Annotated in this window: 29 protein-coding genes; 11 read left to right on the top strand and 18 right to left on the bottom strand. The window is 69.1% G+C overall.

The features are described 5' to 3' along the window. Positions 1 to 45: 45 nt before the first annotated feature. The 5 genes from yajC to Q1A87_RS01155 are packed head-to-tail and all read left to right on the top strand — an operon-like array spanning position 46 to position 4,125. Positions 46 to 366, top strand: coding sequence for a preprotein translocase subunit YajC (gene yajC, locus Q1A87_RS01175; RefSeq protein WP_299646201.1), 321 nt, complete (start codon positions 46 to 48; stop codon positions 364 to 366). Position 367: 1 nt separating this feature from the next. Beyond that, positions 368 to 2,032 (top strand): protein translocase subunit SecD, encoded by a 1,665-nt coding sequence (secD, locus tag Q1A87_RS01170; RefSeq protein WP_299646199.1) that lies wholly within the window; start codon positions 368 to 370, stop codon positions 2,030 to 2,032. 1 nt (position 2,033) lies between these two features. Further along, positions 2,034 to 2,999 (top strand): protein translocase subunit SecF, encoded by a 966-nt coding sequence (secF, locus tag Q1A87_RS01165; RefSeq protein WP_299646197.1) that lies wholly within the window; start codon positions 2,034 to 2,036, stop codon positions 2,997 to 2,999. Next, on the top strand, positions 2,992 to 3,744 hold the full coding sequence (locus Q1A87_RS01160; RefSeq protein ID WP_299646195.1) for a sulfite exporter TauE/SafE family protein: 753 nt from the start codon (positions 2,992 to 2,994) through the stop codon (positions 3,742 to 3,744). Before secF ends, Q1A87_RS01160 begins: the two co-directional genes overlap by 8 nt. Before the next feature lie 24 nt (positions 3,745 to 3,768). Further along, on the top strand, positions 3,769 to 4,125 hold the full coding sequence (locus Q1A87_RS01155; RefSeq protein ID WP_299646193.1) for an Mth938-like domain-containing protein: 357 nt from the start codon (positions 3,769 to 3,771) through the stop codon (positions 4,123 to 4,125). A gap of 106 nt (positions 4,126 to 4,231) precedes the next feature. On the opposite strand, the gene Q1A87_RS01150 is transcribed toward Q1A87_RS01155, so the two are convergent. Further along, positions 4,232 to 4,666 carry a VOC family protein gene (locus Q1A87_RS01150; RefSeq protein WP_299646191.1) on the bottom strand — a complete coding sequence of 145 codons (435 nt, stop codon included), beginning with the start codon at positions 4,664 to 4,666 and terminating at the stop codon, positions 4,232 to 4,234. 120 nt (positions 4,667 to 4,786) lie between these two features. On the opposite strand from Q1A87_RS01150, the gene thyX reads away from it, so the two are divergent. Next, complete coding sequence (gene thyX, locus Q1A87_RS01145; protein ID WP_299646189.1) at positions 4,787 to 5,689, top strand: FAD-dependent thymidylate synthase; 903 nt, start codon at positions 4,787 to 4,789, stop codon at positions 5,687 to 5,689. Continuing rightward, a complete protein-coding gene (locus tag Q1A87_RS01140; protein WP_299646187.1) occupies positions 5,686 to 6,507 on the top strand; it encodes a nucleotide-binding protein in 822 nt (273 codons plus the stop codon). The genes thyX and Q1A87_RS01140 overlap by 4 nt, the downstream gene beginning before the upstream one ends. Positions 6,508 to 6,898: 391 nt before the next feature. Here the strand turns inward: Q1A87_RS01140 and Q1A87_RS01135 are convergent, their stop codons facing one another. The 14 genes from Q1A87_RS01135 to rlmJ form a co-directional block, all read right to left on the bottom strand. Further along, positions 6,899 to 8,161 (bottom strand): FAD-binding oxidoreductase, encoded by a 1,263-nt coding sequence (locus Q1A87_RS01135; RefSeq protein WP_299646184.1) that lies wholly within the window; start codon positions 8,159 to 8,161, stop codon positions 6,899 to 6,901. Further along, complete coding sequence (locus tag Q1A87_RS01130) at positions 8,158 to 9,555, bottom strand: glutamine synthetase family protein (protein WP_299646183.1); 1,398 nt, start codon at positions 9,553 to 9,555, stop codon at positions 8,158 to 8,160. Before Q1A87_RS01130 ends, Q1A87_RS01135 begins: the two co-directional genes overlap by 4 nt. Next, entirely contained in the window at positions 9,542 to 10,240 is a 699-nt protein-coding gene (locus Q1A87_RS01125; protein WP_299646180.1) for a type 1 glutamine amidotransferase, read from the bottom strand. The genes Q1A87_RS01130 and Q1A87_RS01125 overlap by 14 nt, the downstream gene beginning before the upstream one ends. Positions 10,241 to 10,339: 99 nt before the next feature. Further along, complete coding sequence (locus tag Q1A87_RS01120; protein ID WP_299646178.1) at positions 10,340 to 11,176, bottom strand: DMT family transporter; 837 nt, start codon at positions 11,174 to 11,176, stop codon at positions 10,340 to 10,342. After that, positions 11,173 to 12,567: a glutamine synthetase family protein gene (locus tag Q1A87_RS01115; protein WP_299646177.1), complete on the bottom strand. Its 1,395-nt coding sequence runs from the start codon at positions 12,565 to 12,567 to the stop codon at positions 11,173 to 11,175. Before Q1A87_RS01115 ends, Q1A87_RS01120 begins: the two co-directional genes overlap by 4 nt. Beyond that, positions 12,564 to 13,370: an ABC transporter permease subunit gene (locus Q1A87_RS01110; protein ID WP_299646521.1), complete on the bottom strand. Its 807-nt coding sequence runs from the start codon at positions 13,368 to 13,370 to the stop codon at positions 12,564 to 12,566. Before Q1A87_RS01110 ends, Q1A87_RS01115 begins: the two co-directional genes overlap by 4 nt. Next, the gene (locus tag Q1A87_RS01105; RefSeq protein WP_299646175.1) at positions 13,367 to 14,263 is read right to left on the bottom strand and encodes an ABC transporter permease subunit; all 897 of its coding nucleotides are present in this window, start codon (positions 14,261 to 14,263) and stop codon (positions 13,367 to 13,369) included. Before Q1A87_RS01105 ends, Q1A87_RS01110 begins: the two co-directional genes overlap by 4 nt. A gap of 184 nt (positions 14,264 to 14,447) precedes the next feature. Then, the gene (locus Q1A87_RS01100) at positions 14,448 to 14,675 is read right to left on the bottom strand and encodes a hypothetical protein (RefSeq protein ID WP_299646173.1); all 228 of its coding nucleotides are present in this window, start codon (positions 14,673 to 14,675) and stop codon (positions 14,448 to 14,450) included. A gap of 293 nt (positions 14,676 to 14,968) precedes the next feature. After that, entirely contained in the window at positions 14,969 to 15,124 is a 156-nt protein-coding gene (locus tag Q1A87_RS01095) for a hypothetical protein (RefSeq protein ID WP_299646172.1), read from the bottom strand. Between the two features lie 214 nt (positions 15,125 to 15,338). Beyond that, on the bottom strand, positions 15,339 to 16,064 hold the full coding sequence (locus tag Q1A87_RS01090; RefSeq protein ID WP_299646170.1) for a transporter substrate-binding domain-containing protein: 726 nt from the start codon (positions 16,062 to 16,064) through the stop codon (positions 15,339 to 15,341). 52 nt (positions 16,065 to 16,116) lie between these two features. Further along, on the bottom strand, positions 16,117 to 16,890 hold the full coding sequence (locus tag Q1A87_RS01085; RefSeq protein WP_299646168.1) for an ATP-binding cassette domain-containing protein: 774 nt from the start codon (positions 16,888 to 16,890) through the stop codon (positions 16,117 to 16,119). 91 nt (positions 16,891 to 16,981) lie between these two features. Then, a complete protein-coding gene (locus Q1A87_RS01080) occupies positions 16,982 to 17,422 on the bottom strand; it encodes a TerB family tellurite resistance protein (protein WP_299646519.1) in 441 nt (146 codons plus the stop codon). Between the two features lie 445 nt (positions 17,423 to 17,867). Beyond that, positions 17,868 to 18,161 (bottom strand): DUF1330 domain-containing protein, encoded by a 294-nt coding sequence (locus Q1A87_RS01075; RefSeq protein ID WP_299646166.1) that lies wholly within the window; start codon positions 18,159 to 18,161, stop codon positions 17,868 to 17,870. Then, a complete protein-coding gene (rlmJ, locus tag Q1A87_RS01070) occupies positions 18,158 to 18,940 on the bottom strand; it encodes a 23S rRNA (adenine(2030)-N(6))-methyltransferase RlmJ (RefSeq protein WP_299646164.1) in 783 nt (260 codons plus the stop codon). The genes Q1A87_RS01075 and rlmJ overlap by 4 nt, the downstream gene beginning before the upstream one ends. A 120-nt stretch (positions 18,941 to 19,060) precedes the next feature. Here rlmJ and Q1A87_RS01065 point away from each other — a divergent pair, with 120 nt between their 5' ends. Continuing rightward, a complete protein-coding gene (locus Q1A87_RS01065; protein ID WP_299646162.1) occupies positions 19,061 to 19,855 on the top strand; it encodes a MipA/OmpV family protein in 795 nt (264 codons plus the stop codon). 3 nt (positions 19,856 to 19,858) lie between these two features. Here the strand turns inward: Q1A87_RS01065 and Q1A87_RS01060 are convergent, their stop codons facing one another. Continuing rightward, positions 19,859 to 20,719 (bottom strand): PhzF family phenazine biosynthesis protein, encoded by an 861-nt coding sequence (locus Q1A87_RS01060; protein ID WP_299646160.1) that lies wholly within the window; start codon positions 20,717 to 20,719, stop codon positions 19,859 to 19,861. A gap of 79 nt (positions 20,720 to 20,798) precedes the next feature. Here Q1A87_RS01060 and Q1A87_RS01055 point away from each other — a divergent pair, with 79 nt between their 5' ends. After that, a complete protein-coding gene (locus tag Q1A87_RS01055) occupies positions 20,799 to 21,833 on the top strand; it encodes an ion channel (RefSeq protein ID WP_299646158.1) in 1,035 nt (344 codons plus the stop codon). Between the two features lie 247 nt (positions 21,834 to 22,080). Here the strand turns inward: Q1A87_RS01055 and Q1A87_RS01050 are convergent, their stop codons facing one another. After that, positions 22,081 to 23,724: a CTP synthase gene (locus Q1A87_RS01050; protein WP_299646156.1), complete on the bottom strand. Its 1,644-nt coding sequence runs from the start codon at positions 23,722 to 23,724 to the stop codon at positions 22,081 to 22,083. Positions 23,725 to 24,198: 474 nt separating this feature from the next. Further along, on the bottom strand, positions 24,199 to 24,546 hold the full coding sequence (secG, locus tag Q1A87_RS01045; RefSeq protein ID WP_299646154.1) for a preprotein translocase subunit SecG: 348 nt from the start codon (positions 24,544 to 24,546) through the stop codon (positions 24,199 to 24,201). 135 nt (positions 24,547 to 24,681) lie between these two features. On the opposite strand from secG, the gene Q1A87_RS01040 reads away from it, so the two are divergent. Further along, positions 24,682 to 25,974, top strand: a complete 1,293-nt coding sequence (locus tag Q1A87_RS01040) for an adenylosuccinate synthase (RefSeq protein ID WP_299646152.1) — start codon at positions 24,682 to 24,684, stop codon at positions 25,972 to 25,974. 9 nt (positions 25,975 to 25,983) lie between these two features. Beyond that, a complete protein-coding gene (locus Q1A87_RS01035) occupies positions 25,984 to 26,226 on the top strand; it encodes a DUF2842 domain-containing protein (RefSeq protein WP_299646150.1) in 243 nt (80 codons plus the stop codon). Positions 26,227 to 26,264: the final 38 nt, after the last annotated feature.

Genomic DNA, 26,264 nt, shown 5'->3' with positions numbered 1-26,264 from the left:
CTGGCAGGGGTGCGCCACGATGCCCCGGAACCGAAGGGATAGGACATGTTCGTAACCGCCGCCAACGCGCAGGGGATGGCCGACGCTGCCGCCGGGCTCGGGAGTTTCGTGCCCCTCATCCTGATCTTCGCGATCATGTACTTCCTCCTGATCCGCCCGCAGCAGAAGAAGGTGAAGGAGCATCGCGCCATGGTCGCAGCCCTTCGCCGGGGCGATCAGGTCGTCACGCAGGGCGGCATCGTCGGCAAGGTGAGCAAGGTCAAGGACGACAACGAGATCGAGGTGGAGATCGCCGACGGCGTGCGCGTGCGCATCGTCCGCGCCACGGTCGCGCAGGTCCTTTCCAAGACCGATCCGGCCACCTGACATGCTCCAGATCGCGCTCTGGAAGCGATTGACGATTCTCGTCGTCTGCCTCGCGGGTCTGGCGTTGGCGCTGCCCAACGCGTTCTATTCCCGCGTCGAGCGCCACAACGACGCCGTGACCGCCCTGGAGCGCGGCTCGGTCGAGACGCCGGATCTGACCGCGGGGCGCGCGGCCTGGCCCGACTGGCTCCCCGCATCGCTGATGAATCTGGGCCTCGACCTGCGCGGGGGCGCGCATCTTCTGGCCGAGGTGCAGCTCGGCGACGTCTACGCGGGCCGGATCGACGGCTATTGGCCCGAGGTGCGCGACACGCTCCGGTCCCTGCGCGACGAGGTCGGCACGATCCGCCGGCAGGACGGCGCGCCCGGCACGCTTCAGGTCCGCATCAGCCGGCCCGAAGGGCTTCAGGCCGCCGTCGACGCCGTGCGCGCACTGGCGCAGCCCATCGTCTCGCTCGGCGGGGTCGGTCAGAACGACATCGAGGTGAGTGGCTCGGGCGACACGCTGACGCTGCAACTCTCGGAAGCGGAGCGGGCGGCGACCGACGACCGCACGATGGAGCAGTCGCTCGAGATCATTCGCCGCCGCGTCGACGAAGCCGGCACGCGGGAGCCGACGATTCAGCGTCAGGGCGAGGACCGCATCCTGATCCAGGTGCCCGGCATCGGTTCCGCGCAGGAGCTCAAGGCGCTGATCGGAACCACCGCGCGCCTGACGTTCCACCCGGTCGTCAGTCGCGGCACGGACCCGAACGCGCGGGTCGACGGCAACCAACTCCTCGTGCGGTCGCTCGACGACGATGGCGAGTTCTACACGCTGGAGCGCACGCCCGTCGTCACCGGTGACGATCTCGTGGACAGCCAGCCCGGCTTCGACCAGAACGGCCGGCCCGCCGTCACCTTCCGCTTCAACCCGGCCGGCGCGCGCGCCTTCGGCGTCTACACGGCCGAGAACGTGGGCGCGCCCTTCGCGATCGTTCTCGACGAGGAGGTCGTGACCGCGCCGCGCATCAACGAGGCGATCACCGGCGGTTCAGGCCAGATCACCGGCAATTTCGACGTGGAGGAGGCGAACCGCCTCGCCATCCTGCTGCGCGCCGGCGCGCTTCCCGCCGAGATGACCTTCCTGGAGGAGCGCACGATCGGGCCGCAGCTCGGGCAGGACAGCATCGACGCCGGCAAGGTCGCCTCCATCGTCGCGATGGTCGCCGTCGTCGTCTTGATGATCGCGAGCTACGGGCTCTTCGGCGTGTTCGCGACGGTCGCGCTCGGCGTGAACGTCCTGCTGATCTTCGGCATCCTGAGCCTCATCGGCGGCACGCTGACGTTGCCGGGCATTGCCGGGATCGTGCTCACGATCGGCATGGCGGTCGATGCCAACGTCCTCGTCTTCGAGCGCATCCGCGAGGAACTGAAGACCGCCCGCGGTCCCGCCCGCGCCATCGAGCTGGGCTACGAGCGGGCGCTCTCGGCGATCGTGGACGCCAACATCACCACCTTCATCATCGCGGTGATCCTGTTCCTGCTGGGATCCGGCCCCGTCCGCGGCTTCGCGGTGACGCTGGGCATCGGCATCCTGACATCCGTCTTCACGGCGATCTTCGTCACGCGACTTCTGATCGTGCTCTGGTTCGAGCGCCGCCGTCCCAAGCAGATCGAGGTCTGACATGCGCCTGAAACTGGTTCCCGACGAGACGAACTGGGACTTTTTCAAGTACCGCAACCTCACCTTCGGCGCGTCGGTCGTGGCGGTGATCGCGAGCCTCGTCATCTGGCTCTCCATCGGGCTGAACTTCGGTATCGACTTCCTCGGCGGCACGACGATCCGCACCGAGAGCGCGGAGAGCGTCGACGTCGGTGCTTACCGCGACGCGATCGCGCCGCTGGGGCTCGGCGACGTCACGATCACGGAGGTGTTCGACCCGACCTTCGAGGCCGACCAGAACGTCGCGCAAATCCGCATCCAGGCGCAGGAGGGGGCGGAGGCGGTCACCGCCGACACGATCGCCGCGGTGGAGACGGCGCTGCAGGAGGTCGATTCCTCGATCACCTTCCCGTCGGTCGAATCTGTCGGGCCGAAGGTCTCCGGCGAGCTCATCACCACCGCGCTCCTCGCGGTCGGCGCCTCGCTGCTCGCGATCCTCGTCTATATCTGGCTGCGTTTCGAATGGCAGTTCTCGGTCGGCGCCGTTGCCGCCCTGTTCCACGACGTGATCGTAACGATCGGGTTGTTCTCGCTCCTGCAGATCCGCTTCGACCTCGCCACGATCGCGGCGCTTCTCACAATCATCGGTTATTCGATCAACGACACGGTCGTGATCTTCGACCGGCTCCGCGAGAACCTCATCAAGTTCAAGAAGACGCCGCTGATCGAGGTCATGAACCGCGCCGTCAACGAGACGCTGAGCCGGACGTTGATGACCTCCGGCACCACGCTGATCGCGCTTCTTGCGCTCCTGATCCTCGGCGGCGACGTGATCCGGGGATTCGTCTTCGCGATCCTGTGGGGCATCATCGTCGGCACTTATTCCTCGGTCTACGTCGCCAAGAACATCGTCCTGATGCTCGGCATCGACCGCGACCCGAAGAAGCCCTCCGAGGCGGGCACGCAATTTGCCGACATCGATGCCTGACGCGCTCGGATCGGCCCTGGCGGAGCCGGGGCTGGTCTGGCTGCTGATCGCCACCATCGTCGCCGGGCTCTGCTTCGGCTTCGCCGGTTTCGGGACCGCGCTCATCTTCCTTCCGATCGCCGCCAGCGTCGTTCCGCCCGAAGCGGCGGTCGCGATCATGTCGCTGATCGGCATGGGCTCGGTCGTCACCATGCTGCCGCGGACATGGGCGCAATCGGAGCGGCGCGCCACGACATGGATGATACTGGCCGCAGTGGCGACGATGCCGGCCGGGATCTGGCTTCTCGCGCGGGCCGACCCGGTCCCGCTCCGCTGGGCGATGTGCCTCATCGTGGCGGGAACGCTCGCGGCGGTCCTGTCGGGCTGGAAGCTGCGCCTCGGCTCCGGCCCCGCGCCGCGCCTATCCCTCGGCGCGGCGGCGGGCTTGGTCGGCGGCGCGACGGGGCTGCTCGGCCCGGTGGTGATCCTGACGACGCTGGCCTCGGGCGACGGGGCGGGTCGGATGCGCGCCAACGTCTCGACCTTCCTGACGGTCGTGAACTGCGCCTTCCTGCCGCTTCTCTGGCTGCAGGACGCCCTGCCGGCCCGCGCCGTCGGGGTCGGCCTCGTCCTCCTGCCAGTCTACATGCTCGCCACGCTGGTGGGCGCCGCGCTGTTCCGGCCGGAGGCGGAGCGGCTCTATCGCACGCTTGCCCATCTCGTCGTCGCGGCGGCGGTGGTGGCGGGTCTGCCCTTGTTCGACTGAGCCCCGGGCCCTAACTCGACCCCCATGCAACTGACCGAGATGACTTTCGACGACGCCCGCCCCTTCGACGGCTACGGCCCCGGCTTTTTCCGCGTCGGCGGTGACGTGGTGGAAGGCGCGGTGATCGTCCACCCCGGCGGCCTGCGCGGCTGGGGCGGCTACGCGGATGCGGACGCGCTCACCGCCTTCGCCGGGCAGGTGGACGTGATCTTCGTCGGCACCGGCACCGAGATCGCCCACATCCCACGCGAGCTCCGCGAAGCGGTGGAGGCGACGGGTCTGGGGCTCGAGGCGATGAGCACGCCCGCCGCCTGCCGCACTTACAACGTGCTGGTGGGGGAAGGCCGGCGCGTCGCCGCGGCCGTCCTTCCCGTGGACTAGGGCAACGGATCAACTGCCCGAACCATCGCGCGTGACCCGTCCGCCCGACCGCAAGGCCGGGCGCTGTCCTCTGTGAGCGACAGGCCCGGATCGACGGCGAGGCCCCTTACCAGTGGCCGGTATTCTCCATGCTCGCCCACGGCTCCTGCGGTTCCTTCGCGTCGCCCGCCTGAAGCAGTTCGATCGACACGTTGTCGGGGGAGCGCACGAAGGCCATGTGCCCGTCCCGCGGCGGCCGGTTGATGGTCACGCCCGCCTCCTGCAGCGTCCGGCACATCTCGTAGATGTCGTCCACCGTGTAGGCCAGATGCCCGAAATGCCGCGAATCGTCCGGCAGCTTGTCGTCGCCGTCCCAGTTGTAGGTCAGCTCCACGTCCGCCTTTCCGTCGGCCTGCTCGGGCGGGCACATGAAGACGAGGGTGAAGCGGCCGTTCTCGTTCTCGATCCGGCGGCGCTCGGTGAGCCCCAGCATCCTGAAGAAATCCATCGTCGCGTCGAGGTCCTTCACCCGGACCATGGTGTGCAGATAAGTCGTCGGCATATGCCCTCCATTCCTGTTCCCCGCGGCACCTAGGACGCGGGCGCTCGAAATCACGCCGCCCCTCTGTCCCGCGCGCAAGGTGCCCTGTAGCCTCCCCGTGGAACCGATGCGAGGGACGACATGACACCGGAACAGCTGGCCGAGATCGAGGAGCTTCGCGCGACGCCCACCCCTACGCTGCGCGCCGTGGCCGAGGGGATGGAGCGCCACCTCCACACCGCCCATTCCGTGCTCGACCACGGGATGATCCGGGTGGTGGACTACATGGGCGACGACGCGGCGATCTGTCAGGCCGCGCGGGTGAGCTACGGGCGCGGCACCAAGGCCGTCTCGAGCGACACGGGCCTGATCCGCTACCTGATGCGGCATTGGCACTCGACGCCGTTCGAGATGTGCGAGGTCAAGCTGCACGTGAAGCTGCCGGTCTTCGTGGCGCGGCAATGGATCCGCCACCGCACCGCCAACGTGAACGAATATTCCGCCCGCTACTCGATCCTCGACCGGGAGTTCTACATCCCCGCGCCCGAACACCTCGCCGCGCAGTCGGAGGTCAACAACCAGGGCCGGGGCGCGGCGCTCGAGGGGGAGGAGGCGGCGCGGGTGCTCGACTGGCTCCGCGACGACGCGAACCGCGCCTACGACCATTACGAGGCGATGATCTCGCAGGAGGGCCAGCAGGGTCTCGCGCGGGAGCTGGCGCGGATGAACCTGCCGGCGAACGTCTACACGCAATGGTACTGGAAGGTGGACCTGCACAACCTGTTCCACTTCCTGCGCCTGCGCGCCGACCCCCACGCCCAGATGGAAATCCGCGTCTACGCCGAGGCGCTCTGCGAGATCGTCCGCGACTGGGTCCCCGCCGCCTACGCGGCCTTCGAGGATTACCGGCTGGGCGGCGCGTCGCTCTCCGCCCGGGGGGTCGAGTGCGTGCGGCGGATGCTGGCGGGCGAGGAGGTGACGCAGGAGACGTCCGGGATGTCTAAGGGGGAGTGGCGGGAGTTTATGGGGACAATCGCATTATGAGTATGCACGAGTTCTTCAACGAATTTCAGAATCTATTAGATTCCGTTGAGTTTGAAAGAAACAACCAAGATTACGCATCATACCAAAACGAAGAAAAGACTCGTTTATGGAGAATGTTCAAAGAACTTTTGGAGGATGCAGTAGATTATGCGCGCGCCCGTGAGCCTGAAGAACTATTTGCAAAGCTAAACGATCTACGGATTGGTGAGGATCAGTATCAGTATCAAAGTCAAGATTTAGAAGATCTGGGTATAAGAATACGACGCGTTTTGAGGGTAATAAGACTTTTTGGAAGTTCGTCGGAGCTGGATCAGACACGCGAGATAACTGAAAGACTCTCGCATCCTGTTCGGCCAATAAGTGATGGTCAAGAACGCGTCTTTATAGTTCACGGTCACCGTGACGCGGCAACACATCAGGTAGAACTACTGGTTCATAAGCTTAGGCTTCAACCCGTTGTATTGAGAGATGAACCGAACAGGGGTCGAACAATAATCGAGAAGTTCGAAGAGGAATCTTCAGCATCATTCGCAGTAATACTATTTACAGCGGACGATATGGGGGGATCTCTTGAGGAGGTCGATAATAAACAGTTAAAGCCCAGAGCAAGACAGAACGCAGTCTTGGAGTTAGGTTACTTTGTTGCTAAAATAGGAAGGGAACGTGTCGTGGTTCTGCGCGACAAAGATGTTGAAATTCCGTCCGACTTTCATGGGATAATATATCACCTTATAGATGGTGCCGGAGCATGGAAGGGTGCTCTGGCTAGGGAAATGAAAGCTGCTGGCCTTAATATTGATCTTAACAACGCATTTTGATGAGTTGACGTTGCATAGCGTAGAGTTAGGTCAACCCACCGGTCGTTCTTCGTCATTCGCGCAACTGTAGACTTCGCCCGGCCCTCCCCCTTGCATTTTATTTATTGAAAGTCGGCCCATTCCATATGGGCGGGATGTTCGGTTTGGCCGCTCCATCGGACCCCCAGTCCACTCGATGCTGGATCTCACCACACCCACAAAGCTGGGTCGGCCGGCGGCCCGGCACACGCCCGTCCGCCCCCACGGCGGGCGTGTTCCACGCCCCCCTCGGCCGGGCGGGTGCCTCCGTTTCGGCCCCTGCATACGCAGGAGGATCAAAACCGATTCTAAGCCCTCCGCTTGCGCTTCGGGCGCTCTGCGCTCCGATCGCTCCACCGGAGCGATCGGTCGGCTAAAGCCGATCGCGCATCGCCCCCAAAACCATCCCCGCCTGCGCCGCCCACGGCCCGAAGATCCGCCCGCCCGGTAACGCCGGCACAGGGAGGTGCGCGAGGAGGTCGAGGCGGGTGCGCTCGCCCCGCATCGCCTCGACCGCTACCTGCCCCGCGAGGCCCGCCAGCGCCAGCCCGTGCCCGGCATAGCCCCCCGCCGCGAAGACGCCCGGCGCCACCTCCGCCAGATACGGCAGGCGCGTCGCCGTCACCGCGAGCGTGCCGCCCCAGGCATGGGTCAGCTCCACCTCCGCCAGTTCCGGATAGACGCGGACGAGGTTGGCGCGGACCTTTGACGGTATGTCGCGCGGGAAGCGGCGGCCGTAGCTCTCGCCGCCGCCGTAGATGAGCCGCCCCTCCGGCGTCCACCGGAAGTAGTTCACCACGAAGCGGTCGTCGGCCACCGCGAAGCCGTCCCTCCCCTCGGCCCCCGGCACCGGCGCGGTCGCTGCGATGTAGTTGTTGATCGGCAGCACCCGCGCCGCCGTGGGCCCGGTCAGGTGCGGCGAATACCCGTTCGTCGCGTGCAGCACGAACCGCGCGGCGATGGCCCCCTGCGCCGTCGCCACCTCCGTCCCGTGGATGCGGTGCACTTCCGACCGTTCGTGGATCGCCGCGCCCGCCTCGGTGGCCTGCCGCGCCAGCGCCCGGATATAGGCCAGCGGGTTGCAGGTGCCGCCCACCCGGTCGAGCACGCCGCCCGCATAGGCCCGCGTCCCGATCGCCGCCGCGATCTCGTCGCGGTCCAGCACCCGCGCGTCGGTCCCGTAGCGTTCGTTCATCCATTCGGCATCCGCCGCGATCCGCGCCCGCTCCCCGTCCGAGCGCGCCGCCGTCAGGATGCCCGACCGGTGCCCCGCCTCCGGCGGCAGCGCCTCCCGCGTCGTCCGCACCGCCTCCTCCGACAGCTCCCACAGCGCCCGGGCCGTCCGCTCGCCCAGCTTCGCCTCCAGCTGCCGCTGCGACCAGTTAAACCCGCGCCCGATCTGCCCGCCGTTGCGCCCCGACGCGCCCCAGCCCACGCGCTGCGCCTCCAGCACCACGACCGACATGCCCGCCCGTGCCGCGTGGAGCGCCGCCGACAGCCCGGTGATCCCGCCCCCCACGACGCAGAGATCGGCCGTGCGCCGACCCCGGAGCGGCGGATGCTCCGGCGCGGGCGGCAGCCCCTCGTCGTAGAGCGTGCCGGGCCAGCCGTCGCCGTTGGCGTGCAGCCAGCTCATACGTTCAGGAGCAGGTGCTCGCGCTCCCAGGGCGAGATGACCTGCAGGAATGCCCCGTGCTCCAGCCGCTTCACCGCCGAATAGATCGCGGCGAAGTGCGGGTGCAGGACCTCCCGGATCTCGGAATCGGCATCGAACTGGTCCAGCGCGGCGGACAGGTCGCGCGGGATGCCTTCGCCGGAATCGTAGGCGTCGCCGGTGAATTGCGGCGCCGGGTCGATCTCCCCCACTAGCCCGAGATAGCCGCAAGCGAGCGAGCCGGCGAGGCCCAGATACGGGTTGCAATCCATCCCCGCGATCCGGTTCTCCACCCGCTTCGCCTCCGGCTCGGAGACCGGCACGCGCAGGCCGGTCGTGCGGTTGTCGCGCCCCCATTCGAGGTTGATCGGCGCGGCGAAGTCCCGGACGTAGCGCCGGTAGGAGTTCACGTAGGGCGCGAGCAGGGCGATGACCGAGGGCAGGTGCCGCTGCATCCCGCCGATGAAATGCAGGAACGCCGGCGTCTCGGTCCCGTTGCCGCCGTCGAACAGGTTGCGCCCCGTCTCCATGTCGACGACCGAATGGTGGATATGCATGGCCGAGCCCGGCTCTTCCTGGATCGGCTTGGCCATGAAGGTCGCGTAGCAATCGTGGCGCAGCGCCGCCTCGCGGATCAGGCGCTTGAAGTAAAAGATTTCGTCGGCGAGCTTGACCGGGTCGCCGTGGCGCAGGTTCATCTCCACTTGGCCCGCGCCGCCCTCCTGCAGGATGCCGTCGATCTCCAGTCCCATCGCCTCGGCGAAGTCGTAGATGTCGTCGATGACGGGACCGTATTCGTCCACCGCGGACATCGAATAGGCCTGCCGCGCCGCGGCGCGCCGGCCCGAGCGCCCCATCGGCGGCTCCACCGGGACGGACGGGTCGACGTTGCGCGCGACGAGGTAGAACTCCATTTCCGGCGCGACGACCGGCTTCCAGCCGCGTTCGTGGTAGAGGCCGACGACGCGCTTCAGCACGTTGCGCGGCGCCATCGGCACCGGCGCGCCGGCCTGGTCGTGCATGTCGTGGATGACCTGCATCGTCCAGTCGGCGGTCCAGGGCGCGGCGCAGGCGGTCGAGAAGTCCGGCGTCAGCACCATGTCCGGCTCGAGGAAGGCCGCGTCGCCATCGTCGGCCCAGTCGCCGGTGATCGTCTGCTGGAAGATCGAGTTCGGCAGGTAGAAATGGCTCTGCTTGGCGAACTTGGCCGCCGGCATGGCCTTGCCGCGGGCGATGCCCGACAGGTCGGCGACGATGCATTCCACCTCGTCGAGCCGCCGGCCGTGCGCGTAGGCGCGGGCATGCGGCGGCGCGCGTTCCACCCAATCGGGGCCGGAGGCGGGCAGGGGGTCGTGCGTCAGGTCAGGCTTCGACATTGGCCACCCGTGTCGTGAAGAACCGCGCGACGGCGGCGGCGATCCGGTCGGCATCGACCGGGCTCCCGGTCCCGGCGGCGGCCGCATCCATCAGATCGTCCGGATAGGTGCCGGTCCCGCGGCGGAGCGACACGAACCTGTCGATCAGCGCGTTGTCGAACTCGGGATGCGGCTGCACCGTGAAGGCGCGGCGCCCGTAGGCCAGGATCGCGTTGACGCAGAATTCGTTGCCGGCCAGCACGACGGTCCCCTGGGGCAGGTCCGTCACCTGGTCCTGATGCCACGCGTTCAGCGTCAGCGTATGCCCGCCCGCCGTGGCGTAGTCCGCCCGGCCGAGGGCCCAGCCGCCGGAAAATTTCGAGACGCGGCCGCCCAGCGCCTGCGCGACGATCTGATGGCCGAAGCAGATGCCGACCACAGGCACGTCCGCCGCCATCGCGTCGAGCACGAAGCGTTCGAGCGGCGGGATGAAGGGATGATCCTCGTAGGCGCCGTGACGCGACCCGGTGACGAGCCAGCCATCGGCGGTGTGCACGTCTTCGGGGAAGACCATGTTCTCGACGTCCCAGGCGGAGAACGTGAAGCCGTGTCCGTCGAGGAGGCGCGCGAACATGGCGTCGTAATCGCCGAGTTCGGCACGAAGTTCCGGCGGCGTATGGCCCGCCTGGAGGATACCGATATGCATGAAAACCTGCGCTTGCGATGCGTGCCGCAAGGCTAGGCGCTGCGCGCGGGGGCCGCAAGGCCGCGGTCGTCCGGTCGCCATGTTCCCTCCGGCTCCACGCTACAGACGCGTCACCGCAACCCCGCCGACGATCAGCACCGCCGCCGCGGCCTTCCAGCGGTCCACGCGCTCGCCCATCAGACCCCAGCCGAGGAGGACGGCGAAGAGGATCGACGTCTCCCGGAGCGCGCCGACGAGCGCGATGGGGGCCACCGTCATCGCCCAGACCGCGACCGCGTAGGCGCCGTAGCTGCAGGCCGCGGCGAGCGCGCCGAGCGCCCAGGTCCGTCGGTCGGCGCGCCAGAGGCCCGGTCCGCGCAGCCAGGTGACGAGCGGCGAGAAGATCGCGACGTCGAGCAGGAACAGCCATCCCACGTATTGTGCGGCCGAGGCGGCCACCCGCGCGCCCGAGCCGTCGACGATCGTATAGCCCGCCGTCATCAGGGCCGAGCCCAGCGCGTAGGGCACCAGCCGCCGCGCCTCCCGCGCGCGCAACGAGCCGGCCGCCATCGTCGCGATGCCGGTGCCGAGGAGCAGGATGCCGGCGATCTCGGCGCCGCTCATCACGTCGGTCAGGATCAGCGGCCCGACGAGGAGGACGATCATCGGCGCCGCGCCGCGCGCGATCGGGTAGACGCGGCTCAGGTCCCCCTGCTCGTAGGCGAAGGCGAGGAACAGCTTGTAACCGGCGTGGAACGCGCCCGACAGGACGAGCCAGGGCCAGACCTGCGCGCCGGGCCAGGGATAGGCCAGCGCGACCATGCCTCCGGCCAGCCCCTGGATCAGCGTCATGATCGCCATGCCGCCGACCTTGGAGCTGCCCGATTTCACCAGCCCGTTCCACGCCGCGTGAAAGAAGGCCGCGCCCAGCACGGCCAGCAGGACGCCTGTGCTCACACGGTGTCCAGATAGAGGTCCTGCCGTTCCGCCTCCGACAGATCCTCGATGTCGCGCAGCTCCTGCCGCTTGGTCAGGACCATGTTGCGGACGAGCGCCTCCGGCAGGAGGCGCGGGGTCAGCGGGTCGCGCTCGAACCGCTCGATCGCGGCGGCCCAGGCGTCCGGGATCCGCGGCAGGTCCTGCGCGTAGGCGTTGCCGGTGATCGGCGCGGGCGGGGTCGCGCGGTCCTCGATCCCCGCCAGCGCCGCGCCGAGGATCACGGCGAGCAGGAGATACGGGTTCACGTCCCCGCCCGACATCCGGTGCTCGATCCGGCGGTGCTCGTGCGGCGAGTCGGGAATGCGGATCGCCGCGGTCCGGTTCTCGTAGGCCCAGCCGAGCCCGGTCGGCGCGTGGGCCCCGGGGACGAGCCGGTCGTAGGAGTTCAGATGCGGCGCGAAGACCAGCGTCGAGGCCGGCGCGGCGGACAGGAGCCCGGCCACGGCATGGCGCAGCGTGTCCGACCCCTTCGCAGTCCCGTCGTCGAAGACGTTGCGCCCGTCCGCGTCGAGGACCGAGAAATGCACGTGCATCCCGTTGCCGGCATAATCCGGATAGGGCTTGGCCATGAAGCTCGCCGCGAAGCCGTGCCTGCGTGCCTGCCCCTGGATCAGGAGCTTGAAGAGCCAGGCGTCGTCGGCCGCCTTCAGCGCGTCGGGCTGATGCGCGAGGTCGATCTCGAATTGCCCGATTCCCGCCTCGGAGATGGCGGTGTTGGCGGGAATGTCCATCGCCTCGCAGGCATCGTAGAGCTCGGTGAAGAACAGGTCGAACGCGTCGAGCGCCCGCATCGACAGCGTCTCCGCCCCCGGGCGCCGCTTGCCCGAGCCGGGCGCCTTCGGCACGCGGAGCTGCCGCGTCGAGTCGTCGACGAGGTAGAATTCCATCTCCGTGGCCACGACCGGGGTGAGCCCGCGCGCGGCGTAGCGGCCGAGGACGGCGGCCAGCGCGTGGCGCGGATCGCCCGCGAAGGGACGACCGTCGTGGTGGAACATCCAGACCGGCAGCAGCGCCGTCGGCGTGTCGAGCCACGGCATCGGCACGAAGCCCCGCTCGGTCGGGATGAGGGCGCCGTCGGCGTCGCCGCTTTCGAAGACCAGCGGGCTGTCCTCGATGTCCTCGCCCCAGATGTCGAGGTTGAGGATCGAGAAGGGGAACCGCGTTCCCTTTGTCTCGAGCGCATGGGCGAAGCGGCGCGGCACGCGCTTGCCGCGGGCCTGGGCGTTCAGGTCGCAGGCGGCGACGCGGACCGAATGGATGTGCGGATGCGCGTGCAGCCAGCCGCCGGGCGCGCCCTGGTGCTCGGCATCCGCGGCCGCGCCCGCAGGATCGGTGGACCGGTCCTTCATCGGATGATCTGCGGCAGGAGGCGCGGCCGCCGGGTGGCGGCCTGCGGCAGGTGGCGGTTCAGACGCGCGTTCACGAAACCCATGAGTCCGATGATGCAGAGCGTGAGCAGGATGAAGTATCCCGCCAGGATCGGGTAGGGCACGAAGGGGTTGAACGTCTTGTCGGCGAAGTAGCTGGCGTAATAGAGGGCGTCGCCCTTCTGCGACCGCGCCGGGAAGCCGCTGAAGAAGACGAGCGTGGTGGCGTGGAACAGGAAGATCGCCTCGTTGGTGTAGGCCGGCCAGGCCAGCCGCAGCATCGTGGGCCAGGTGATCCGCCGGAACCGTCGCCACCCGGTCAGCCCGTAGGCGGAGGCCGCGTCGAGGTCGCCCTTCGGCACGGATTGCAGGCCGCCGTAGAAGATCTCGGCCGAGTAGGCCGCGGTGTTCAAAAACAGCACGACGAGCGCCCCGAGCCAGGCCGAGGAGAACGGTTCGGCGGCGGGCAGGACCTGCTTCAGCGACAGGAACAGAAAATAGCCGAAGAAGAACTGGATGAAGAGCGGCGAGCCGCGGAACACGAAGACGAACCATTCCGCGGGCTTGCGGAGAAACACGTTGTCGGAGGCCTTGCCCGTCGCCACGAGCGTCGCGAGCAGGAAGCCCGAGATCAGAGCGAGGATCCCGAAATAGACGTTCCAGATCATCCCCGAGCCGATCAGGACGACCTGCTGGCAGAATGTGAAATCGGCGCGCGGCAGCAGGCGCTCGCCGATGCCCAGCGAGCGCAGCCCGTAATCGAGGAGCGTTTCCCAGCACATCAGGGCGGCCCCGCATTGGCGCCCGCCCGGCGCAGACGCTCGCCGGCCGCGGTGGCCTGCCCGTGGCTCAGGCGCACCGACAGCCGCGCGAGGACGATTTCGGAGAGCCGGGTGAAAGCGAGGTAGAAGACGAGGAGCGCGAGGAAGTACCACATCCGCCAGTCGGGATGCGGATAGTCCGAGAACCGCGCGGTCTTGGCCGCGCCGAGCTCCCGCGCCCAGTAGACGATGTCCTCCACGCCGAGCAGGAACAGAAGCGGCGTGGCCTTGATGAGGATCATCCAGAGATTGCCGAGGCCCGGCAGCGCGTAGGTCCACATCTGCGGGACGGTGACGCGCCAGAAGGTCTGCCGGCGCGACATCCCGTAGGCCTCCGCCGTCTCGACCTGCGCGCGCGGCACGGCCCGCATCGCGCCGTAGAGCACGTTGGCCGCGAAGGCGCCGAAGACGATGGCGAAGGTTAGCACGGCGAGCGCGAAGCCGTAGGTCTCGTGCACCCATTGCGGCGCGTTGCCGAGCGGCATCTTGGCCGCCGCGCAGACGAGGAAATCGCTGCCCTGCCGGACGGGCTGGTCCCAGTCGGGGCATTTGACGCGGTGGCGCAGGTATTCGATCCCCTGGTCGAGCGCGATCACGAAGAACAGGAAGAACGCGATGTCGGGCACGCCGCGCACGATCGCGATGTAGCCCTTCCCGAACCAGCGCAGCGGTGCCATCCCCGACCGCGCCGCCATCGCCCCGCCGAAGCCGAAGGCCATCGCCACCGGCGCGGTGATCGCCAGCAGCAGGAGCACGGTGCCCACCGCCCAATAGAGCGACAGGTGCTTGCCCGTGGTCAGGTAGCACAGGAGCCAGGGAAGCCCCTCAAGCGTGGCGGGATCGGCGCAGGCGAACATCGCGCGACGATAGCCGGGGTCGGGCCGGAACGGAAAGGGCGGACGCGACGGCGGCGGGGCCGCGTCCGGCGAATGTTGCAGTTTGGCGCGGGAGCGGGCGGGTCCTGGACGGTTTGCGGGCAGCCCGTCCTCGACCGGGCGGGCCTGCCCCGCGCAGGGGAACCCGGACCGATACTCGACCGGATCAGGCCGTGGCGGGACGATCCGCCGGCGCGAGCCGGAGCGCCCGCGCGACGCGGCCCGTATCGATCGGGTCGAAGGCGAGTTCTGCGTGCCTTGGGCTCGGATGCCGGACCTTCGACGGACGGCCCTCCCTTCGCATGCGCCGCTCCGCCTCTGCCCAGTCCGGCGCCGCGTCGGCGGTCCAGTGGACGACGCTCGCCTGGTCGCACCACCGCGCAAGCTTCGGCATGGCCCTGCCGATGCGCGCCCGCGCTCATGTAACGGCGCATGTCGGCCTCGTCCCGCCAGAGGGTCATCGTCCAGAAGGTCAGGTCGCAATCCGCCAGTATCGCGCCGGAGCAAAAACCCACACTGTCCCGGACTTGCCGCATGGACCACCAGGTATGCAGCGCGAAGGGCGGCACGAAGCGCCGCGAGCGCAATTGAAGGCGCGTTATACTCGTGAACCGCATCGTGAAACCCCGGCGACGCAGACGGACGGCGATCATTCCGTCGGCCGGCCCCATTCTTGGAAAATCGCCTTCAAGACAGCATCTCCCAGCTGCGGTACCAAGGGATGATAAAACCGAAATGGCGGCGCGGCCCAAGGCGTGGGCCATCCCACTCTTCGGGGATGTCGCGGCGGTCCGCGGCGCGCACGGCCACGATTTCCGCGCCCGGCTTCAGCGTCTTGGCCATGAGGCGCTTGGCCGTCTCCCTCGCGGCCTCGTAATTCTCGACTGGGATGACGAGATCGCGTTCCTTGCCGGCCCGACCCGGAATCGTTTCATATGCCCGCCACTGCAAAGGAGGGACCACGGAACCGTAATCCCAGCGAAGCAGGAATACCCATCCCACGGTCGGCAGGGGCCGCAGCCAGCGGCGAAGCCTGATCCACGGCCCCCACACGGATTCACTCGTAGATGTCGGCTTCCTCGCCGAACCACTTCACGATCAGCTCGTTCAGGGTGCCGTCGGCCTTCATCGACTCGATCGCGGCGTCGAAGGTCTCGCGCAGCTCGGTGTCGCTCTCGCGCAGGCCCATGCCGACGCCGCCGCCGAGCTGGACCTCGTCGCCCACGAAGACGAGCTCGCCCGCCGATTCCTCGACCGTGGGCACCAGCGCGTCGCGGTCGGCGAAGACCGCGTCGGCCTCGCCCGAGCGGACGGCGGCCACCGTCTCGTCGTAGGTCGCGTATTCCAGCAGCGTCGCGCCCGACTCGGCGACGTAGCCCGCCTGGATCGTCGCGGTCTGCGCCGCGACGACGCCGGTCTCGATATCAGCGTCCTCCGACATCCCTACATAGGCCGACGACGCGGGCGGGATGTAGTTCTGGGTGAAGTCGATCACCTCGTCGCGCTCGTCGGTGATCGACATGCCGGCGATGATCGTGTCGTAATTGCCCGAAGTGAGGTTCGGGATGATCGAATCCCAGTCGTTCGTGACCCATTCGCAGGTCAGCTCCGCCCGGGCGCAGAGTTCGTCGCCGAGCTCGCGCTCGTACCCGTCGACCTCGCCCGCATCGTTGAGGAAGTTGTAGGGGGGGTAGGCGCCCTCCGTTCCCATGCGGACGGTGTCCTGCGCGAGGGCGGCGGTGCCCCCGAGCGCGAATGCGGCGGCGATGGCGATGAACTTCATGTGGTCTCTCCGTGTTGGGCCGCCCCTGTTGTCGGGGCTGGCGGGGATGGGGTCAGGCGGCGACGGCGTTCAGGAAGCCGCGCAGGCGTTCGGATCGGGGCGCGCCGAAGAGGCGGTCGGGCGCGCCCTCCTCCTCGATCCGGCCGTGATGCAGGAAGATGACGTGGTCGCTCACGTCGCGGGCGAGGTTCATGTCGTGGGTGACGATGACCATCGTGCGCCCCTCCTCGGCCAGCGCGCGGATCACGCGGATCACCTCCTGTTCGAGCTCGGGGTCGAGGGCGGAGGTCGGCTCGTCGAAGAGCAGTGCCTTCGGCTCCATCGCGAGCGCCCGGGCGATGGCGGCGCGCTGCTGCTGGCCGCCCGAGAGCTGCGCGGGCCAGGCATCGGCCTTGTCGCCGATCCCCACCTTGTCGAGATAGCCGCGCGCCGCCGCCTCGACCTCCTGCGGATCGCGCTTCAGGACGTGGATCGGCGCCTCGGTCACGTTCTGCAGGATAGTGAGGTGCGACCAGAGGTTGAAGGACTGGAACACCATCGAGAGGTTGGTGCGGATGCGCGTGACCTGCTTCGGATCGGCCGGGCGGCGGGCATGGCCGGTCCCGCGCCAGCGCACCGGTTCCTCGCAGAACAGGATTTCGCCCTGCTGGCTGTCCTCGAGCAGGTTGGCGCAGCGCAGCATCGTCGACTTGCCGGAGCCGGAGGAGCCGATCAGCGAGACGACCTCGCCCTGCCGCGCGAGAAGATCGACGCCCTTGAGAACCTCCAGCTGGCCGTAGGCCTTGTGGAGCGCGCGGATTTCGAGGACGGGCGGCGCGTCGGGCAAGGGTGCGCTCTCTCGGTTGGCGTTCGCGTGTTTACGCCGCAATTCCAATCGGATTGCAATGGCCGGGCGGGCGTGCCGTAACGGCCATCCGTCAGAGCCGCGCCTCGGCCCGCTGCCGCGCCAGCGCGCTGTCGCGGTCGGCGACACCGAGCAGGTTGGCGAGAAGCCGCAGCAGCCCGTCCTCCTCGGCGTCGCGTTCCCCGTCGGCCAGCACGACGGACCAGAGCGCCTCGATCACCGAGATCCGCTCCTCGAGCGGCACGGCGTCCTTGACCGCACGAGTGAATCGGACGGTGTCCGGGGCCTCGGCCTCCAGATCCTCGGCCTCCTTGCGGAGCGCCTCGGCGCCCCAGGCATCGAGATCGTGCCGGTGCATGAGGATGCGGTCGATCTTCGAAATCTCCGCCATCGCGTAATGCCCGTCGCTGCGCGCGACCCGCACCATCAGCGCGGCCAGCGCGAGGCGGGCATCCGGTTCGGTGAAGTCGCCCGGTTCGGGCGTGGTGAGGCGGCGGAGGAGATCGGCGAACATGACGCGGATATAGGCGCGATGCCGCGCCACGGCCAGAGCGCGCGCCGCGGCCGCCGTCGGCGGGATGCCGCGGCGGGGTCGGCGCCAACCTGGCGCGTCTGGCTAGGGGACGACCGGGGTGGTCGAGGATGAGGACGGAGCCGCCCTCGGGCGAGGGTCGGTTCCGGGGCCTGCGGGGGCGTTCACCTCCCCGCATCCGGGTCTATCGCGCGATTCCCCGTCGGCGGCGTGACCCGCCCGGCCGTGGAACCTGTCCTTGCTTCGTCGACGCGGATGAAGCTCGGGCGGAGCGGTTAACGGTCTGTAAACCTTTCGCGAGGGCGGACGGACGGGTCCGGTTCGCCCGGCGGCACGCCGAGCGGCCCCCCGGGCAGGGGCTTTGCTCCCACCCGCGGCCGGGGCCTGCCTTCGGTGGCTCTCGCCGTCCCGGGCATGATCGGTCAGCCTAACCCTCCCAGCCCTCGACAATCACCAGATCGATCTCGCTGATCCCCTGCCGGAGCCGGATGGCCGCCTGGTAGGCGTCGCTGTCGTAGCAGGCGCGGGCGGCGGCGTAGCTCGGGAACTCGATCACCACGGTGCGCGGCTTCGCGTCCCCCTCGCACACTTCCTGCGGCCCGCCGCGCACGAGGAAGCGGCCCCCGTGCTCGGCGAGCGGCGCGGCATTGGCCGCTCGGTAGAGGTCGTAGCGCTCCGGGTCATCCACCCGGCCATGCGCAATCCAGTATCCCTTGGTCATGGTCCCTCCTCGAAGATGCGGGTCAGGTCGTACGCCCCCTGCGTCAGCCCCCAGGGCGGGTTCACCACCGCGAGACCGGAGCCTTCCATCCCGTGCCCCGCGCGGGCCGGCGGGAAGCGGACCTCGTGCACCCACAGATCCGGGATCGCCTGACGCAGCGCGCGGACCATCGGGCCGTGGCGTCGGTCGGGCAGGAGCGGATACCACAGCATCAGCACGCCCACGTTCCACTTGCGGTGAAGCTGCGGCAGCAGCGCGGCGAGGCGTTCGTATTCGGTCCGGACCTCCCAGGACGGGTCGAGCAGCATCAGCCCCCGGCGGGGATCGGGCGGAGTCAGCGCACGGGCCATCTCCAGCCCGTCTCGACGATGGATGCGGGTGTTCGGGCTCGCCGGCATCGCCTCGATCAGCGCCGCATGCTCGGCGGGGTGCAGCTCGGCCAGGTCGATCCGGTCGAACCGGCGCAGCAGATGCGCGGCGAGGCGCGGCGAACCGGGATAGGCGTCCGGGCCGTGCGCGGCGCGGATCGCGGCCAGCGCGACGGGGTAGGGGTGCCCGTCGGGAAAGCGCGACAGGAGCCGCCCTACGCCCGCCGCGGCCTCGCCCGTCCGGGCGGCCATCGCGCCGCCGAGATCGTAGAGCCCGCGCCCGGCATGCGTCTCCAGATAGCTCAGCGCCTTGTCCTTCTGCGTCAGATAGGACAGCGCCAGCGCCAGCGCCGCGTGCTTGTGCACGTCGGCCGCGTTTCCCGCGTGGTATCCGTGTTGGTAGGACAGCATTTCGCGGGGGCTAGCGTTCGTGCAACAAAGGCGCAAGATTTCGCGGGATCAACCGTGTCTTTGGCGATGGACGTGCTAGCTGTCGGATCGACGCAATCACGCTGCCACGAGATTCGCCCCATGCGCACACTCCTCGCTACCCTCGTCCTGTCCACGCTCGCCGCGGGCGCCTCCGCGCAGGAGCTCGGCACGCCGACCCTGTCCTCGCAGAGCGGCGGTTCCGCCATCGGCTTCACCCTGCGCGGCGGGGTGGGCACGGCGCCGGAATATCCCGGCTCCGACTCCTACGAGGCCGCCCCGGCGATCGGCGGGTCGCTGAACTACCTGCGGCTCGGCGGCTTCAGCTTCGGCGATCCGGACCCGCTCTACGCGCCCACCGGGTTCGGCGGTATGGGGTCGCTGCGCTACGTGTCCAAGCGCGACACCAGCGACCACGACGAGCTCGACGGCCTCGACGACGTGGATGCGACGCTCGAGATCGGCGGCGGCCTGCGCTACGCGACGCCGGATTACCGCGTCTTCGGCGTGGTCCGCTACGGTGCGTTCGGGCACGAGGCCTTCGTGGGCGAGCTTGGCGCCGACCTCTATGCACGTCCCACGGACCGGATCACGCTGCGTGCGGGGCCGCGCGCGCTCTTCGCTGACGGCGATTACGCGGAGACCTATTTCGGCGTCTCCGGCAACGAGGCCGCGGCGAGCGGCGGCAACCTTTCGGCCTACGACCCCGATGGCGGGCTCGTCTCCGCCGGGGTCGAGTTCGGCGCGGGCTACCGGATCAACGACACTTGGGGCGTCGATGCGATCGTGACCTACGAAAAGCTGCAGAGCGACGCCGCCGACAGCCCGATCACCGAGGACGAGGATCAGTTCCGCGCCAGCATCGGCGTCACCCGCCGCTTCACGCTGGGCTTCTGAGCCTCAGGGGGGCGGAACCCGTATCCGCCCCTCGGCCACCGGCACCGCGTTGCCCGAAATGCGGATCGCCGTGATCCGACCCTCCGCCACGTCCGCCTCGAACCCGATTTCCGAGGGCCGGCCCATATCCTCGCCCTGCCGGATCGTGCGCCGCGTCGTGCCTTCGGGCAGGGCATCGTTTGCGAGAAGCTGCGCGGCGAGGATCGCGCTGGCCGCGCCTGTCGCCGGATCCTCCGGGATGCCGGCGGTCGGCGCGAACATGCGGGCGTTGAGGTCCGGGTCGTAAAGAAAGGCGCCGGTCACGCCCATGCGCGTGACGAGGCCGGTCCAGGCGGGCTCCTGCGGACGGGCGCGGGCGAGGCGGTCGCGATCTCGAACCGGGACGTAGAGGAAGGCCGGCCCGCCCGTGAAGGCCGCGGGCGCGTGCGGGCCAATGGCATCGACCGAAAGTCCGAGCGCCTCGGCCGCGAGCGCCGCGTCCACCGGACCGCCATGCGGCGCGGGCAGGACGGGCGCGGTGAACTGCGCGCGGTCGCCGTCGATGCGGACCGGGACACGGCCCGCTTCCTCCTCCAGCACGACCTCGGCGTGTCCGTCGCGCCGGGCGAGGAACAGCGCCGCGCCGATGGTCGGATGGCCGGCGAACGGGATCTCCGCCGTCGGAAAGAAGATGCGCGCCCGCGCCGTGTGCGCGGGGTCGCGGGGCGGCATCAGGAAGATCGTCTCGCTCAGGTTGAACTGGCGGGCGAGCACCTGCATCTGACCGGTCGTCAGGTCTCCGGCCGCCTCGACGATGGCGAGCGGGTTGCCGGCGAAGGGCGTGTCGGTGAACACGTCCCAGACGTGGAAGCGCAGATCGTTCATGGCGCGACGCTAGCCGGGGTCCCGCTGGGGCACAACGCGGTCGCGGGAACCGCGGCGGCGCTCCGCGCGCTGACCCGGCATGACCTTCCTGCGCCGGCTGCTGCTCCCGCTTCTCCTCCTCCCGCTTCCCGCCCTGTCCCAGACCGTCTCGGTCGGGGTGATCGACGCGCCGCCCTTCGCGATCCGCGACCGGACCGGCGTGCATACCGGCCTCGCGGTCGACCTGTTCCGCCTCGTGGCCGAGCGGGCGGAGATCGACTTCGAGATGACGGCGGTCGCGGACGATCCCGTCGCCGCGCTGGCCGATCACGACATCGTCCTGCCGGTGGAGGCGGACCGTGCGCTGGAGGCGGCGGCGGACCTGACGCATCCGGTCTATACCGCGACGCTGGGCTACGCGTCGAAGGTCGGCAGCGGCCCGCTCGCGGTGGTGCGCGGGCTGATGACGCTCGAGTTCCTTCGCATCATCGCGAGCGTGGCGGTGCTCCTGCTCGTCGTCGGCGCAGTGGTCTGGCTCATCGAGCGGCGGCGCAACACCGAGATGTTCCGCGAGGATGCCAGGCGCGGCCTCGGCGACGGGTTCTGGTGGGCGGGCGTGACGCTGACCACGATCGGCTACGGCGACAAGGCGCCGGTCACGGTGGCGGGCCGGGCGGTGGCGATGCTCTGGATGCTGACCGGGCTTGCCGTCAGCGCCTCGCTCACCGCCGCCGTCGTCACGCTGGCGGGCGGGGGCGGGGGCAGCCCGGACCTGCCGGAAGCGCTGAGCGACCGGAGCGTGGTCGTCATCGAGGGCAGCGCGGCGCAGGCCTTCCTCGACGGGCGCGGCGTGGTGTCCGAGACGGCGCCCGACGCGGAGACGGCCCTGCGCCTGGTCGAGACCGGCGGCGTGGACGTGGCGGTCGGCGCCGCGCCCATCCTGCAATGGCAGCGCGACCGGGCCGGCCACGACCTGCGCGTCCGCACGACGAAATGGGACCCGGTTCTCGTGACGATGGCCGTGGCCGAGGGCGATGCGCTACGCGAGCGCCTCGACCGCGCGCTTCTCGACGTGCTGACCTCGGAGGCGGGGCAGGAGCTCGTGCGGCGGTATCTGCCGGACGAGGAGGGGTGAGGCGGAGAGGAAAGCTCCTTACGAGCACCCAATAGCCCTGACGCCAGAACGAAGGATCAAATCCAAGGTCGAGAGGCGTGATCTTTCCGCCCGGCCGTCAGGTCGGGCAGCCCCCGACCGTCCCCCGGGCGGGGGCCTCGGCCCCACCCGCGGTCGGGAGCCACCCTCTCCGCATTACGAACATATCCAAGCCCTCGTGTCTGCATTTCCGCAGGCCACTGCTCGATCCGTCGCCGGAAGCCCTGCCTCACACCAGCCGCGACTGCTCCTTCGCGGCGCGCACGAAGTCGCGGAACAGGGGGTGCGGCGCGAAGGGCTTGGACTTCAACTCGGGGTGGAACTGCACGCCGATGAACCACGGGTGGCCCTTCACCTCCACGATCTCGGGCAGGCGGCCGTCGGGCGACATGCCGGAGAACAGCAGGCCCTTCTCCTCGAGCTGCTCGCGGAAGCGGATGTCGACCTCGTAGCGGTGCCGGTGCCGCTCCTCGATGGCGGTGGTGCCGTAGACCTCCGCCACGCGGGACGCGTCCTTCAGCACCGCGTCGTAGGCACCGAGCCGCATCGTGCCGCCCTTGGCGTCGTCCTTGCGGCGCGTGACCTTGGCGTTGCCCTTGATCCATTCCTTCAGGTGATAGACCACCGGCGTGAAGTCGCGCGGGTCGATGTCGCCGGCGAACTCCTCGGAGCGCGCGTTCGACAGGTCCGCCATGTTCCGCGCCGCCTCGATCACCGCCATCTGCATGCCGAGGCAGATGCCGAGATACGGGATGCCCTTCTCGCGGGCGAATTGCGCGGCCTTGATCTTGCCTTCCGTGCCGCGCTCGCCGAAGCCGCCGGGCACGAGGATCGCGTTGAAGCGCTCCAGATGCGGGGCCGCGTCCTCGCGGTCGAAGATCTCCGCGTCGACCCAGTCCACCCGGACCTTGACCCGGTTCGCCATCCCGCCGTGGGTCAGCGCCTCGGCGATGGATTTGTAGGCGTCCTCGAGCTGCGTGTACTTGCCGACGATGGCCACGCGGACCTCGCCGTCGGTGTTGTGGATGCGATCGACCACGTCCTCCCAGCGCGCGAGATTGGGGCGCGGCGCGGGGCTGATGCCGAACGCGTCGAGCACCGCCTGATCGAGCCCCTCGCGGTGATAGGCCAGCGGCGCCTCGTAGATCGACTTGAGGTCCTGCGCCGCGACCACCGATTCGGGCCGCACGTTGCAGAACAGCGCCAGCTTCTCGCGCTCCTTGTCGGGGATCGGCCCCTCGGAGCGGCAGACGAGGATGTCGGGGGCGAGGCCGATGGAGCGCAGCTCCTTCACCGAGTGCTGCGTGGGCTTCGTCTTCAGCTCGCCCGAGGCCTTGATGTAGGGCAGCAGCGTCAGGTGCATGAACACGCACTGGCCGCGCGGCTTCTCCTGGGAGAACTGGCGGATCGCCTCGAAGAAGGGCAGGCCCTCGATGTCGCCGACCGTGCCGCCGATCTCGCAGAGCATGAAGTCGACCTCGTCCTCGCCGATGCGGATGAAGTCCTTGATCTCGTCGGTGACGTGCGGAATCACCTGGATCGTCTTGCCGAGATAGTCGCCCCGCCGCTCCTTCTCGAGCACGTTGGAATAGACGCGCCCCGAGGAGATGGAATCGGTCGCCCGCGCGGCCACGCCGGTGAAGCGCTCGTAATGGCCGAGGTCGAGATCGGTCTCCGCGCCGTCGTCGGTCACGAAGACCTCCCCGTGCTCGTAGGGGCTCATCGTGCCCGGATCGACGTTGAGGTAGGGGTCGAGCTTGCGCAGCCGCACGGTGAAGCCCCGCGCCTGCAGCAGCGCGCCCAGCGCGGCCGAGGCGAGCCCCTTGCCGAGCGAGGACACCACGCCGCCGGTGATGAAGATGAAACGCGCCATACTGGGTCGGTCCCCCGTGGTTCTCTGCTCGGAGCAATGGCGCGACCGTCAGCAGGATCGCGTCACCACGGGGCTCAAGAATATCGCGATTCCCGCCACCGCCGCAAGCCGCGTCGCGCGGCGTGGTCGGTCGTTCCGGCCCGTCCGATCGGTCTCGTCGGCGGCGGATTGGACCGGGCGCGCGGGGATTGCAAACCGATTCCCGCCGGCACGGAGCCAGCCTGCCGCGATGGCATCCGCGATGTCGCGGGCAATGCGGGTCCGCGTACGGTCACGAGCCGCAAAATCACCGGCGGTTGCCGTGCTCCGCACTGTGCCGGGCACGGCAGCGGTATCCGGTGGCTAACACGCAGCATGCGTTCGGACGTCGATCTGCCGCTGTGCTGCACCGAACCCAAAGAAAATGGCCCGCTCGCGGTATCGCCCGACCCGCCGTCAGGCGGGTCGGGCGATACCGGACGGCGCTCCGCCCCGTCAGTCCGCGCGGGGCGGAACCAGCGGCGCGTCGCTCGTGGTGGGCGGCAGCAGGTTCTCGGACGGCAGCGCGGGTGTCGCGTCCCCGGTCTCCGGCGGGGTCAGGTCGACGACCGAGCCGCCGGCGGTGTTGGACGCCGCGATGATCGTCAGCGCGATCGAGGTGGCGAGGAACGCGATGGCGAAGCCCCAGGTCAGCTTGGTCATCGCCGTCGCGGCCTGACGCCCGCTCATCACGCCGCCGCTCCCGCCCATGCCGAGCCCGCCCCCTTCGGAACGCTGCAGCAGCACGATGCCGATCAGGCACAGCGCGAGGATCAGGTGGATGACGAGGACGACGTTTTCCATGCGGGGGCCGGCTCCGGTCTCTGGGTCGGCGGCTACCTATTGGGTCCGGGCCGGTGCCGCAAGTCCCGGAGGCTTCCCTCGCTCCGGCCGCTGCGCTAGGGGGACGCGGTTTGAACGCGCGACGCGGGGGACGAGATGGCGAACGTGGTGGTGGTCGGGGCCCAGTGGGGCGACGAGGGCAAGGGCAAGATCGTCGACTGGCTCTCCGAGCGGGCGGACGTCATCGCCCGCTTCCAGGGCGGCCACAATGCCGGTCACACGCTGGTCGTGGACGGCGAGGTCTACAAGCTGTCGCTCCTGCCCTCGGGCATCGTGCGCGGCGGCAAGCTCTCGGTGATCGGCAACGGCGTCGTTCTCGACCCCTGGCACCTGAAGGCGGAGATCGAGACGCTGCGCGGGCAGGGGGTGGAGATCACGCCCGAGACGCTGATGATCGCAGAGAACGCGCCCCTCATCCTGCCGATCCACGGCGAGCTCGACCGCGCACGGGAAAGCGCGAACGCCGTCGCCCGGATCGGCACGACCGGCCGCGGCATCGGCCCGGCCTACGAGGACAAGGTCGGCCGCCGCGCGATCCGGGTGGCCGACCTGGCCGACGCCGCGACGCTCGAGACGCGGGTGGACCGGGCGCTCGTCCATCACGACGCGCTGCGCCGCGGGCTCGGGCTCGACCCGGTGGACCGTGACGCGCTCCTTGCCGCGTTGCGCGAGATCGCGCCCGTCGTGCTGGAATACGCCGCGCCGGTCTGGAAGGTGCTCGACCAGAAGCGCCGGGCGGGTAAGCGCATCCTCTTCGAGGGCGCGCAGGGTGCGCTCCTCGACATCGATTTCGGCACCTATCCCTTCGTCACCTCCTCCAACGTCATCGCGGGGCAGGCGGCCACCGGCACGGGGATGGGGCCGGGCGCGATCGACTTCGTGCTGGGCATCGTCAAGGCCTACACGACCCGGGTGGGCGAGGGACCGTTCCCGGCGGAGCTTCACGACGCGGACGGCCAGCGGCTGGGCGAGCGGGGGCGCGAGTTCGGTACCGTCACGGGCCGCAAGCGCCGCTGCGGCTGGTTCGACGCGGTGCTGGTGCGCCAGACCTGCGCGACCTCGGGGGTGAACGGCATCGCGCTCACCAAGCTCGACGTGCTCGACGGGTTCGAGACGCTGCGGATCTGCACGGGCTACGAGCTCGACGGGGAACGGCTCGACCATCTGCCCTTCGCCGCCGAGGCGCAGGCGCGCTGCACGCCCGTCTACGAGGAGATGCCGGGCTGGTCGCAATCCACCGAGGGCGCGCGGAGCTGGGCCGACCTGCCGGCGGAGGCGATCAAGTACGTGCGCCGCGTGGAAGAGCTGATCCAGTGTCCGGTCGCGCTCCTGTCCACCTCGCCGGAGCGTGAGGACACGATCCTCGTCACCGACCCGTTCGAGGACTAGGTCCGCAGCATGGCCCTCACGCACCGGACCCGAAAGCGCCTGTCGCTCCTCATCCTCGTGGTGGGGCTCCCGCTCTACATCTTCGTGGTCGTGGGCGTGCTGGGACTGGTCTACGACCGGTTCGGACAGCCGCCCATCCTGCTGGAGCTGGCGATCTACGTCGTGCTGGGCGTTGTCGCCTTCCTGCCGCTCAAGCCGATCTTCCTCGGCACCAGCCGCGCCGATCCCGACGCCCCGCCACCGGAGGAATGACGCCGGGAAGGGCGACGTCGGCGTCGACCGACGTTACG

Source organism: uncultured Jannaschia sp., assembly GCF_947494055.1.
In the GTDB taxonomy this organism is placed as follows: Bacteria; Pseudomonadota; Alphaproteobacteria; order Rhodobacterales; family Rhodobacteraceae; genus Jannaschia.
The sequence above is the reverse complement of the archived record's forward strand: the minus strand, read 5'-3'. Positions and strand labels throughout refer to the sequence as shown.